The following is an 11,594-nucleotide window of genomic DNA, read 5'->3' on the forward strand; positions in this document are numbered from 1 at the left end:
AAAACTTAATAAGATGATAAAAAATATGAAATGGCTATTATTGGTTTCTTTAACCTTTATGGCATGTAATAATGATGATAGTGATACGCCTGCAGAGGTACCGGTTGTTCCCGGGTCTGCGGTGTTTACAAAATATGTAGCGCTGGGAGACTCTTTTGCTGCAGGTTATAGCGACAATGCTCTTTTTAAAAAGGGTCAGGAAGGATCGTATACCAATATACTCGCGCAGCAATTTGTAGCTGCCGGTGGAGGAGCTTTTGCGACTCCGTTTATGAATGATAATATTGGAGGGTTATTATTAGGTGGAAATGTAATTGCCGGAACACGTTTATATTTTAACGGATCAGCTCCGGTTAATGTTGCTGGTAAACCTACTACCGAAGTTACTTCGCATTTGACCGGTACATTTGGAAATCTGGGAGTGCCGGGAGCCAAAACCTATCATTTGATAGCGCCAGGTTATGGAAATGTTGCCGGAGTGGCAACAGGAGCGGCAAATCCTTATTTTGCCCGCTTTTCAAGTTCGCCAACAACAACAGTCTTGGCCGATGCTGTATCGCAATCTCCAACCTTCTTTTCTTTGTTTATTGGAGGAAATGATGTTTTAGCTTATGCTACATCCGGAGGAGTTGGAAAAGATCAAACCGGAAATATGAATCCAGCGACTTATTCCGGTAATGATATTACAGATCCAACAGTATTTAAAAATATATATTCAGGTTTAGTGACTTCTTTAACAGCAAATGGTGCAAAAGGAGTTGTGGCAAATTTACCTTATATAACTGCATTGCCTTATTTTACAACCGTTCCTTACAACCCTGCTACACTTACTGCAGCGTTGGCAACTCAGTTAAATGCTGGTTATGCGGTTTATAATGGAGGTTTGAAACAAATGGTTGCTAATAAGCTATTAAGTCAGGACGAAGCAAACAGAAGAACGATTAATTTTGTTGCAGGAGCTAATGCGGTAGTTGTTGTAGATAGTTACTTGACAGATCTTTCAGGTTTTGGGCTTCCTTCTTACAGACAAGCTACCAAAGAAGATCTGGTTGTCTTGTCGGCCAGAATATTTATTGGAACTACAGTTGGCGGAGATCCAACAAAAGTGAATGGGCTTTCTGTGCCATTAGCAGATAGCTGGGTATTAACAAAAGATGAAATTGCCGAAGTAAAAAAAGCTACAGATGCTTACAATGCCGCGATTCAGTCAATCGCTACAGAAAAAGGCCTGGCTTTTGTAGATACAAAAGCTGTTATGGCACAATTATCAAGTGGTGGTTACAGATTTGGTAATTTTACCATGTCATCTACATATGTTACAGGAGGAGCTTTTTCTTTAGATGGAGTTCATCCAAGTGGAAGAGGATATGGTCTAATTGCAAATATTTTTATAGATGCAATAAACGCAAAATACGGTTCGACATTGCGTCATGTTGATTTGGCTTTATATCCAATTCAATATCCAGGAACGTTATAGTAAGCCAATTTTTTAGTAAAAAGCCACGCATTTCTAAAATGTAGTGGCTTTTTTTATTTTTGTTAAAAAATGCTATTTTCGGTTTTTGAGACCTGACTTTTAGGAATCAAACAAAATAATAGTATTTTTTATAAAAAAAAATTGATTTTATATTTTAAAAAATTATCTTTGCGCTCTGAAAAAAGAGGTATTTTCGATAAACCTAAATAGCTATTTAATAAATACATAAGTAATGTCAAAAGTAATAGGAAAAGTTGCTCAAATCATTGGACCAGTAGTAGACGTAGTTTTCAACGGTAAAGATGTTGAACTTCCAAAAATTTATGATTCACTAGAAGTGACTAAAAAAGACGGAACTTTATTAGTTCTTGAAGTGCAATCTCACATTGGTGAAAACACTGTTCGTACCATTTCTATGGACTCAACTGATGGATTGAGTAGAGGATATGAAGTAGTTGGAACTGGAAATCCAATCCAAATGCCAATCGGTCCAGACGTATATGGAAGATTATTTAATGTTGTTGGAGATGCGATTGATGGTTTAGGTGAATTGCCAAAAACTGGTGAAAATGGTTTACCTATTCACAGACAGGCTCCTAAGTTTGAAGATTTATCAACTTCATCAGAAGTTTTATTCACAGGTATTAAAGTAATCGATTTGATTGAGCCTTATGCAAAAGGAGGTAAAATTGGATTGTTTGGTGGTGCTGGTGTTGGTAAAACAGTATTGATCCAGGAGTTGATCAACAATATCGCAAAAGGTCACGGTGGACTTTCAGTATTCGCAGGAGTAGGAGAAAGAACACGTGAAGGAAATGACTTACTTCGTGAGATGTTAGAGTCAGGAATTATTAAATATGGTGATGATTTCATGCACTCTATGGAAAATGGAGGATGGGATTTATCTAAAGTAGATATGCCAGGAATGAGAGAGTCTAAAGCTACTTTCGTTTTCGGACAAATGAATGAGCCACCTGGAGCTCGTGCACGTGTAGCACTTTCAGGATTATCTATCGCTGAGTATTTCCGTGATGGAGCAGGAACAGATCAAGGAAAAGACGTATTGTTCTTCGTTGATAACATCTTCCGTTTTACACAAGCAGGTTCTGAGGTATCAGCACTTTTAGGACGTATGCCTTCTGCAGTAGGATACCAACCAACTTTGGCAACAGAGATGGGAGCTATGCAAGAGCGTATTACATCTACAAACAAAGGATCTATTACATCTGTACAGGCGGTTTACGTTCCTGCGGATGACTTAACTGACCCGGCACCGGCAACAACGTTTGCTCACTTAGATGCTACAACAGTATTATCTCGTAAAATTGCTGAGTTAGGTATTTATCCAGCGGTTGACCCGTTAGATTCTACTTCAAGAATTTTAACTCCTCAAATCTTAGGAAATGAGCATTATGACTGTGCACAAAGAGTAAAAGAAATTCTTCAAAAATACAAGCAATTACAGGATATTATCGCGATTCTTGGTATGGAAGAATTATCTGAAGAAGATAAATTATCAGTATCTAGAGCACGTCGTGTTCAACGTTTCTTATCTCAGCCTTTCCACGTAGCGGAACAATTTACAGGTATTCCTGGAGTATTGGTTGACATTAAAGATACTATCAAAGGATTTAACATGATTATCGACGGTGAGTTAGATCATCTTCCTGAAGCAGCTTTCAACTTGAAAGGTTCAATCCAGGATGCTATCGAAGCTGGAGAAAAAATGTTGGCTGAAGCATAAAAATAAAGTTAAAAGTTAGAAGTTAAAGGTTATTGTTTTGTAACTTTTAACTTTTAACAAATAACTTCTAACTTAAAAAATATGATTTTAGAAATAGTATCACCAGAAGCAAAATTATTTTCAGGAGAAGTAACATCAGTTACATTGCCTGGAGTTGATGGAAGCTTTCAAATATTGAATCATCACGCTCCTATTGTTTCTATTTTAGAAAAAGGAATTATTAAAATTGCAGCGCCAAGTTTTAATTTTTCTAAAGATGTAGCGAGCAAATTCACGAAAGTAAATGACCAGACTTATACATTAGAGATCACGTCAGGTACTATCGAAATGAAAGACAATAAAATAATTGTTTTAGTTGACTAAGACAATTTTAGAATAAATGAAAAGCCAAACAGAAATGTTTGGCTTTTTTTATTGCCACAAATCATATACATTTGGGGTATTAACATCTCTTTATAAAATATTGATCGTTTATAAAAGCTCAGTAAGTTTTTGTAGTTAAGCTTTATCAGCGCGATATGGCTTAGATATTTATGTCAAATTTTATAAAGAATATATGAAAAATATAGAAAAAGTTGCCGTTTTGGGCGGTGGCGGAAGAACTGGAAAATACCTTGTAAACCAGTTATTAAAAAAAGGATTTAGCGTTAAACTTTTGCTTAGAAATCCTAAAGATTTTACCATTCAGGATACAAAAATCGAGATTGTTAAAGGTGATGCCCTTGACATAGAATCAATACAAGAGTTACTCATGAATTGCCAGGCTGTAATGAGTACAATTGGTCAGAGAAAAAATGAATCTTTGGTTGCAAGTGTGGCAACCAGAAACATTTTGAAAACAATGAAAGATTACAGCATTCAACGTTATGTTTTGCTTGCCGGTTTGAATATTGATACCCCATTTGATAAAAAAAGTCCTAAAACGCTTATGGCTACTGAATGGATGAAAAATAACTTTCCTCTAATTCAGGAAGACAGGCAAAAAGCATATGGGTTTTTAACCGAAAGTGAAGTTAACTGGACTCAGGTTCGGGTTCCGTTTATTGAATTTACAGATCTGATTACTGAAATTTCAGTAAATACAGAAGACTGTTTGGGAGATAAAATAAGTGCCCAAAACATTGCGGGATTTATGGTCGAAGAAATGATTGAATCAAAATTCAGCAGGCAATCACCATTTATTAGTGCCGTTTAAATAGTTTATCTAAAAGCAGCGGGTTATGATATATGATATGACCCGCTGTGATTTTATATTAGAATCAATTTTATAACTTTGCTTTTATGAAATTACCGGAAAATCTGATTCAGAAACTCGAAACCAGAAAGCAGAATAATTCGCTTAGAAAATTACCTGTGTTTAATAATTTAGTTGATTTTTCTTCAAATGACTATATTGGGTTTTCGAAATCAGAATCTATTTTTAAACTCACTCATGCTTATTTATTAGAAAATGAAATTTTTCAAAATGGAGCAACAGGTTCACGTTTAATTTCCGGAAACCATTCCTTGTATCAAATTGCAGAAAGCTTTATTGGTGAATTTCATGATGCTGAATCGACTTTAATTTTCAATTCGGGTTACGATGCCAATGTTGGTTTTTTTAGCGCTGTACCGCAGCGAAATGATGTTATTTTGTATGATGAATTAAGTCATGCTTCTATTCGTGACGGAATTACAATGTCGAATGCTAAATCGTATAAATTTAATCATAATGATTTTGAAGATTTAGAGCGACTCATTCAAAAATTTCGAGATACTAATGTTTATATTGTTACTGAAACCGTATTTTCTATGGATGGTGATAGTCCTAATCTAGAAGAATTAGTGGAGCTTTCAGAAAAGTATAATTGTTATTTAATTGTTGATGAAGCGCATACTTTAGGTGTTTTTGGTGACAAAGGCGAAGGCTTAATACAAACATTGAGATTAAATCATAGAATCTTTGCGCGAATCATGACTTTCGGGAAAGGTTTGGGATGTCACGGTTCTGTAATTTTAGGAAGCATTGAGCTTAAAGAATATCTGGTAAATTTTGCCAGAAGTTTTATTTACACAACAGGATTATCTCCGCATGCTGTTGCTACAATTTTAGTTGCTTATCAGCAGTTAGAAATCGAAAATATCGAAATCAAAAAATTACGTAAAAACATTGTATTGTTTAATCAGCAAAAGAACTTATTGGGTTTAAAGCCCATGTTTGTTCGAAGTAAATCGGCAATACAATCGGCAATCGTTCCGGGAAACGAAAATGTAAAGAAATTGGCGCAACAATTACAAGGCAAAGGTTTTGATGTGAAGCCCATACTTTCGCCAACTGTTCCTGAAGGACAAGAGCGTTTGCGTTTTTGTATCCATAGTTATAATTCAGAAGAAGAAATTAATCAGGTTTTAGAGTTATTAAGAGATTTTCTGTTTTAAGTTATTTCACAGAGATACACGAAATTGCTCGGAGATACACAAAAACAACTTTTTGAATCTTTGTATATTTTCTTTCGTGAACCTTTGCGAAATAAAAAATATCAGTTGCCATTGCCCGTATTTACTCACTTTTAAAAAAAGTTGAATTTTTTTTGTAACGTTTTGGATGTTTGATTACTTACGAGTCGTAATCAAATAAACCAAAATAACTATGAAAACAACATCAACTTCAGTTAGCGAAAAAATATTCCATTTCGTATTTACCTTTTTAACTTCTGCCGGACTTGGCTATTCATTAGTAAACCAATTTATTTTAGAGAAATCTAATAAAGATTTACTTCTGGTAATGCTGTGTTTGTTTCTTGCTTCGATAGCTTTGTGGCAAAGAAAAAAATACAGTAAAAAATAAGCGGATTTCAGTCATCAATCAGATTATAAGTCAATCAAAATCAATTATCATCAATCAAAAAATCAATCAACAAAATGAAAAAATTATTTACATCAGTAATCGTAGCTATCACATTAGTTTTTGGCGGAGCAACACAAGCACAGAAGAAATCTCCAAAATTAGAAAACTCTCTTTTATGGGAAGTGTCAGGAAACGGATTAGAAAAGCCTTCTTATTTATACGGAACAATTCATATGATTTGTGGAGGCGATTATTTTCTTTCAGAAAAAACAAAAAAAGCATTCGAAGCTTCTAATAAATTAGTTTTAGAAATCAATTTTGCAGATCCGAACGAAATGGCAGACATGCAAAAAATGACTATGGGAAAAGAGCCATTGAGTAAAAAATTAAATCCGAAAGAATTGTCTCAATTAGATGCAATTTTAAAAAAGACTGCGGGAATGACAGTTCAGCAAGTTGACAGTTTTAACTTAATGACAGTGATGAGTTTAATTTCGATGAAAACTTTTGGCTGCACAGATATGAAACTTTACGAAATGGAATTTATAGAGCAGGCGAAAAAAAAGAATATTGAAATTGGAGGATTAGAAACGGTTAAGTCTCAATTTGCAATACTTGAAAATGCGTATTCAAATAATGAGATGATTGGTCTGTTATCAGAATCAAGTAGCCAAGAAACTGCCAGATTAGTATCAGCTTACAAAGCAGAAAATATTGATAGTTTGTTGAATATAATAACTGATGATAAATTTACGAGTCAGAAAACAAAAGCAATTATACTTGATAACAGAAACAGTAATTGGATAAAAATGATGCCTGAATTAATGAAAAAAGAAAGTGTTTTCTTTGCCGTTGGTGCGGGGCATTTAGGAGGTGAAGAAGGAGTAATTAATTTATTGAGAAAAGCAGGATATAAAGTAGAACCAGTAATGAAATAAAATCGTTTTGAAAGAGAAAGAACAGGAATTTTTAAATCGGATCGAAAGTCATAAAGGAATACTATATAAAGTTTCTAAAATGTACATGGATAATCATGATGATCAAAAAGATTTGTTTCAGGAGATTATTTGTCAGCTTTGGAAATCGTATGATTCTTTTAGAAACGAAAGTCAGTTTTCGACATGGATGTATCGTGTTGCAGTAAATACAGCAATTGTTTTCTTAAAAAAAGAAAAACGAAAAGTGGACAGATATGAAATTGCCTCTGAGAATATCAAAGAAGAGGAAGGCGACTCGCATATCAAGGAAAGCCAGATCGATCATTTTTATAAAGCTGTTCAAAAACTTGAAAAAATTGATAAAGCGATTATTTTCTATCAGCTCGAAGGGTTTTCTCATAAAGAAATAGGTGAGAATCTGGGAATATCTGAAGGAAATGCCAGAGTGAAACTAAACAGAGCAAAAGAGAAATTAAAAGAAATAATTAAAAATCAGGGATATGGATTTTAACGATATACAAAACGCATGGAATAACGAAAAAACAGATAATGTTGTTGTTCCTACTAACTTAGAAAAAATACAATCTGCAAATACACCGTTGGACTGGATTAGAGTAAATCTTAAAAACGAACTTATTCTTCAGGGAGTTGCTACAATTATTAACGGATTCATACCTCTTATATTTGCCTTTGATGAGAAATGGATTATGCCGTTTTATTTGTTCTATAGCATATTTGTAGCAGTTTGCGCCTATTATTTATTAAAACTGTATTGGTTTTACAAAAGGTTAAGCAATACCACTTTAAAAACAAAAGACAGTTTGTATGAAACTTATTTTGATATTAGACTGAACATGGAATTATACAAAACCTTTGGGTTTGCCTTAACACCTTTCATCGTTTTGTTTTTAATTGGATTTTTATATAATGATTTTTCTCAGGATCCGGGATTTCAGATAAACAATTTTAGTAATTCTCAATTGATTAGCGTTTTTACTATAGTTACATTTTCTATACTATTCATGGGATTGGCACTGGAATGGTGGGTACACTATTTTTATGGGAAATATGCCAAAGAAATTAAAAAAGTTATAGACGAATTAAAAGAAGAATAAAACAGAACCCATCATAATTGATGGGTTTGTTGTTTTTATTGGTATTTTTGTTTCATTAAATTATTACACAAAGATTCGCAGTGAAAATGCAGAGGCTCACAAAATTATTTATTCTTTGTGGTGTTTTGAGCTTTTTGGAATCTTTGCGAAACGAAAGACTATGAAAATATTCGTTACAGGAATTTCTACAGATGTTGGAAAAACAATTGCTTCTTCTATTATTGTTGAAGCTCTGGAAGCTGATTATTGGAAGCCAATTCAGGCAGGAGATCTGGATCATTCAGATAGTCATAAGATTAAAGCAGGAATTTCAAATCAAAAAACTAAAATTTTTGAGAACAGCTACAAGTTAAATACACCTGCAAGTCCGCATTTGGCAGCAGAAATTGACAACATTACAATTGATCTGAAACAAATTCAGGAACCAATAACCGATAATCATTTAGTAATCGAAGGTGCTGGCGGAATTTTTGTTCCTTTAAATAATACCAAAACTATTATCGATCTGATTCAGCCTGATTATAAAATTATTGTCGTTTCCAGGCATTATTTAGGAAGTATCAATCATACTTTATTGACTATTGAAGCTATTCGAAATCGAGGTTTTGAAGTTGCGGGAATTATCTTTAGCGGAAGCGAAAACAAATCGACAGAAGACATCATTCAAAATAAAACCGGAATAAAAGCTATTGGAAGAATTGATGAAGAACCTTATTTTGATCAAAATGTAATTCGTGAATATGCGGATTTGTTTCGTGAAAACGTATTAAAATTGTAAAAACGTGATTTGTAAGATGTAAACTGATTTTAGCTCACGTAAGACATCTCACATCTCACAAAAAACATTTCGTTAGATATGACTTTAACAGAAAAAGACAGCCAATATCTCTGGCATCCCTATACACAGCATAAAACGGCACAAGTTCCAATTGCAATTTCCAGAGGCGATGGCGCTTTGCTTTGGGATGAAAATGGTAAAGAATATATCGATGCAATTGCATCCTGGTGGGTAAATCCGTTTGGACACAGTAATAAATTTATTGCAGATGCAATTTACAAACAGCTGACCACTTTAGAACATGTTTTGTTTGGAGGCTTTACACATGAACCAGCCATAAAAGTAGCAGAAAAGCTAATGGAGATTTTACCGAAAAACCAACAAAAAATTTTCTTTTCGGATAATGGTTCAACAGCTGTCGAGGTTGCGATAAAAGTGGCTTTGCAATATTTTTTCAATAAAAATGAAAAACGTACTACTATAATTGCTTTCGAAAATGCTTTTCATGGCGATACATTTGCAGCAATGGCAGCAAGCGGAATTTCCTTTTACACACAAGCTTTTCAGGGAATGTTTATAGATGTTGTCCGAATTCCGGTTCCGGTAAAAGGGCAGGAACAGGAAAGTTTTGATGCCTTGAAAAATGTAATTCAAAATCATAATTGTGCAGGTTTTATATTTGAACCTTTAGTGCAGGGAGCTGCCGGAATGGTAATGTATGAGCCGGAAGCTTTAGCAAAACTGATCAGGATTTGTAAAGAAAATAATGTTTTAACCATAGCCGATGAAGTCATGACAGGCTTTGGTAAAACAGGTAAAACCTTTGCAATGGATTATGTTTCTGAAGAGCCGGATATGATTTGTTTGTCTAAAGCTTTAACCGGAGGAACAATCCCAATGGCAATAACCACTTTTACTCAGGAGGTTTTTGATGCTTTTTATGATGATGATATTAATAAGGCATTGTTTCACGGACATACTTTTACAGCCAATCCAACAGGTTGTGCAGCAGCATTAGCAAGCATTGATTTATTGCAAACAGAGGAGATGCAATTAAATATTGAAAGAATTAATGCAAGTCATTTAAACTTTCAGAAGAAAATTGAAAACCATTCAAAAGTAGTTACAGCAAGAACGTTGGGTGTTATTTTTGCAGTTGAAATAAAGTCTGATTCACAGGAAAGTTATTATGGTTCCATGCGAACAAAACTCTATAATTTCTTTATCGAAAAAGGAGTTGTCTTGCGTCCGGTTGGGAATATCGTATATATTTTACCTCCGTATATTATGACAGATAAACAACTTCAAAAAGTGTATTCGATTATCGAAGAAGCTATAGAAATGGTATAGTAAATATAAACTATAGAAGTAAAAATAAGTTCAGTTTAAAACCTGAACGTTACAGTAAAAACATTACATTGAACAATAAAATCTCCATAACAGCTTTTTCATCCATTTCTCCGTTAGGAAACAATGCTGAGCAAATCTGGAATAAATATCTTGACGATCAACATTGTTTTTCCAGGCAATTCCTGGATCAGCAGGAAACTTCGGTAGCAGCTTTAAGTACTGAATCGAAGCAAATTGTAACTGAAATCCGTGAGTCAGATTCTAAATATAAATTTCTGGATGATTCGGTTTTGTTTGCTCTTGCAGCTTCACGAAAAGCAGTTCAGCAAGCGGGATGGAATTCAGATGCTGTTTTTGGAATCAATATCGGATCTTCTCGTGGAGCCACAGACTTATTCGAAAAACACTATAAAGAATACATCGATACCGGAAAAGCACAGACTTTGGCATCGCCCACTACAACCTTAGGAAATATATCTTCCTGGATTGCGCATGATTTGCAAAGTGTTGGGCCTGAAATTTCACATTCTATAACCTGTTCAACAGCGCTTCATGCTTTATTAAATGGAGTAGCATGGCTAAAATCCGGAATGGCAAATAAATTTTTAGTAGGTGGAAGTGAAGCTCCTCTGACTGATTTTACAATTGCTCAAATGCGGGCACTTAAGATTTATTCAAGAATTGATCAGGAGAAAGAACCCTGGCCAAATCTTGCTTTTGACTTTGAGAAAACGCAGAATACAATGATTTTAGGAGAAGGAGCTGCGGTTTGTTGTTTAGAAGCGGGAGAACAATCAAATGCAATTGCTTTTATTGCAGGTGTTGGTTATGCAACAGAGATTTTAGAGCATAATATCTCGATTTCTGCAGAAGCGACCTGTTTTCAGAAATCAATGATGATGGCACTAAAAGAAATAGATTTACAAACTGTTGATGCAATTGTTATGCATGCTCCCGGAACAATAAAAGGAGACTTAACAGAATTGCGTGCTATTGAAAAAGTTTTTGGATCTAAATTGCCCTTATTAACGACTAATAAATGGAAGGTTGGACATACTTTTGGAGCATCCGGAATATTGAGCTTAGAATTGGCTCTTTTTATGTTTCAGCAGGATACTTTTATTGGAGTTCCTTTTGGGAAACAACAAAAACAAACAAGACCACTTAAAAAGATTTTAGTGAATGCTGTTGGTTTTGGAGGAAATGCGGTGAGTGTTCTGGTTGAGAAGCCATGATGTTTTGATTTAGGTGCGTCAGATTGTTCAAAAACGATGTCAAAATCAAACGTTACTATAGAACTTAAATGTTGATAACAATATGATTTCTACTTGTTAAATGCTCCTGCAGAACTAAGAAATACATAAA

General features: G+C 34.4%; 12 protein-coding genes. All 12 read left to right on the forward strand.

Annotation, left to right across the window (positions count from 1 at the left end):
* The first annotated feature begins 13 nt into the window (after nucleotides 1-13).
* The 12 genes from A4F88_RS07495 to A4F88_RS07550 all read left to right on the forward strand — a co-directional run bounded on the left by A4F88_RS07495 (nucleotide 14) and on the right by A4F88_RS07550 (nucleotide 11,464).
* A complete protein-coding gene (locus tag A4F88_RS07495; protein WP_068841957.1) occupies nucleotides 14-1,477 on the forward strand; it encodes an SGNH/GDSL hydrolase family protein in 1,464 nt (487 codons plus the stop codon).
* Nucleotides 1,478-1,709: 232 nt separating this feature from the next.
* Nucleotides 1,710-3,221, forward strand: a complete 1,512-nt coding sequence (gene atpD / locus A4F88_RS07500) for a F0F1 ATP synthase subunit beta (protein ID WP_017495935.1) — start codon at nucleotides 1,710-1,712, stop codon at nucleotides 3,219-3,221.
* A gap of 81 nt (nucleotides 3,222-3,302) precedes the next feature.
* Nucleotides 3,303-3,584: a F0F1 ATP synthase subunit delta/epsilon gene (locus A4F88_RS07505; protein ID WP_068841958.1), complete on the forward strand. Its 282-nt coding sequence runs from the start codon at nucleotides 3,303-3,305 to the stop codon at nucleotides 3,582-3,584.
* A 193-nt stretch (nucleotides 3,585-3,777) separates the two neighbouring features.
* Entirely contained in the window at nucleotides 3,778-4,416 is a 639-nt protein-coding gene (locus A4F88_RS07510) for an NAD(P)-dependent oxidoreductase (protein WP_068841959.1), read from the forward strand.
* A gap of 86 nt (nucleotides 4,417-4,502) precedes the next feature.
* Complete coding sequence (locus A4F88_RS07515; RefSeq protein ID WP_068841960.1) at nucleotides 4,503-5,639, forward strand: aminotransferase class I/II-fold pyridoxal phosphate-dependent enzyme; 1,137 nt, start codon at nucleotides 4,503-4,505, stop codon at nucleotides 5,637-5,639.
* 211 nt (nucleotides 5,640-5,850) lie between these two features.
* On the forward strand, nucleotides 5,851-6,048 hold the full coding sequence (locus A4F88_RS07520) for a hypothetical protein (RefSeq protein WP_068841961.1): 198 nt from the start codon (nucleotides 5,851-5,853) through the stop codon (nucleotides 6,046-6,048).
* Between the two features lie 74 nt (nucleotides 6,049-6,122).
* Nucleotides 6,123-6,986: a TraB/GumN family protein gene (locus tag A4F88_RS07525; RefSeq protein WP_068841962.1), complete on the forward strand. Its 864-nt coding sequence runs from the start codon at nucleotides 6,123-6,125 to the stop codon at nucleotides 6,984-6,986.
* Between the two features lie 7 nt (nucleotides 6,987-6,993).
* The gene (locus A4F88_RS07530; RefSeq protein ID WP_068841963.1) at nucleotides 6,994-7,497 is read left to right on the forward strand and encodes an RNA polymerase sigma factor; all 504 of its coding nucleotides are present in this window, start codon (nucleotides 6,994-6,996) and stop codon (nucleotides 7,495-7,497) included.
* Nucleotides 7,487-8,101, forward strand: a complete 615-nt coding sequence (locus A4F88_RS07535) for a hypothetical protein (RefSeq protein ID WP_068841964.1) — start codon at nucleotides 7,487-7,489, stop codon at nucleotides 8,099-8,101. The genes A4F88_RS07530 and A4F88_RS07535 overlap by 11 nt, the downstream gene beginning before the upstream one ends.
* A 160-nt stretch (nucleotides 8,102-8,261) precedes the next feature.
* Complete coding sequence (bioD, locus tag A4F88_RS07540) at nucleotides 8,262-8,879, forward strand: dethiobiotin synthase (RefSeq protein ID WP_068841965.1); 618 nt, start codon at nucleotides 8,262-8,264, stop codon at nucleotides 8,877-8,879.
* A gap of 78 nt (nucleotides 8,880-8,957) precedes the next feature.
* Nucleotides 8,958-10,229: an adenosylmethionine--8-amino-7-oxononanoate transaminase gene (bioA, locus tag A4F88_RS07545; protein WP_068841966.1), complete on the forward strand. Its 1,272-nt coding sequence runs from the start codon at nucleotides 8,958-8,960 to the stop codon at nucleotides 10,227-10,229.
* Nucleotides 10,230-10,297: 68 nt separating this feature from the next.
* Nucleotides 10,298-11,464 carry a beta-ketoacyl synthase N-terminal-like domain-containing protein gene (locus A4F88_RS07550; RefSeq protein WP_068841967.1) on the forward strand — a complete coding sequence of 389 codons (1,167 nt, stop codon included), beginning with the start codon at nucleotides 10,298-10,300 and terminating at the stop codon, nucleotides 11,462-11,464.
* Nucleotides 11,465-11,594 lie beyond the last annotated feature (130 nt).

Source organism: Flavobacterium chilense (assembly GCF_001602525.1).
In the GTDB taxonomy this organism is placed as follows: domain Bacteria; phylum Bacteroidota; class Bacteroidia; order Flavobacteriales; family Flavobacteriaceae; genus Flavobacterium; species Flavobacterium chilense.

What these genes read in the sequence shown, in the direction of transcription:
- A4F88_RS07515 (WP_068841960.1), top strand. Translation starts at nt 4,503, where the DNA reads ATGAAATTACCGGAAAATCTGATTCAGAAACTCGAAACCAGAAAGCAG.
- bioA (WP_068841966.1), top strand. Translation starts at nt 8,958, where the DNA reads ATGACTTTAACAGAAAAAGACAGCCAATATCTCTGGCATCCCTATACA.
- A4F88_RS07520 (WP_068841961.1), top strand. Translation starts at nt 5,851, where the DNA reads ATGAAAACAACATCAACTTCAGTTAGCGAAAAAATATTCCATTTCGTA.
- A4F88_RS07510 (WP_068841959.1), top strand. Translation starts at nt 3,778, where the DNA reads ATGAAAAATATAGAAAAAGTTGCCGTTTTGGGCGGTGGCGGAAGAACT.
- atpD (WP_017495935.1), top strand. Translation starts at nt 1,710, where the DNA reads ATGTCAAAAGTAATAGGAAAAGTTGCTCAAATCATTGGACCAGTAGTA.
- bioD (WP_068841965.1), top strand. Translation starts at nt 8,262, where the DNA reads ATGAAAATATTCGTTACAGGAATTTCTACAGATGTTGGAAAAACAATT.
- A4F88_RS07505 (WP_068841958.1), top strand. Translation starts at nt 3,303, where the DNA reads ATGATTTTAGAAATAGTATCACCAGAAGCAAAATTATTTTCAGGAGAA.
- A4F88_RS07525 (WP_068841962.1), top strand. Translation starts at nt 6,123, where the DNA reads ATGAAAAAATTATTTACATCAGTAATCGTAGCTATCACATTAGTTTTT.
- A4F88_RS07535 (WP_068841964.1), top strand. Translation starts at nt 7,487, where the DNA reads ATGGATTTTAACGATATACAAAACGCATGGAATAACGAAAAAACAGAT.
- A4F88_RS07495 (WP_068841957.1), top strand. Translation starts at nt 14, where the DNA reads ATGATAAAAAATATGAAATGGCTATTATTGGTTTCTTTAACCTTTATG.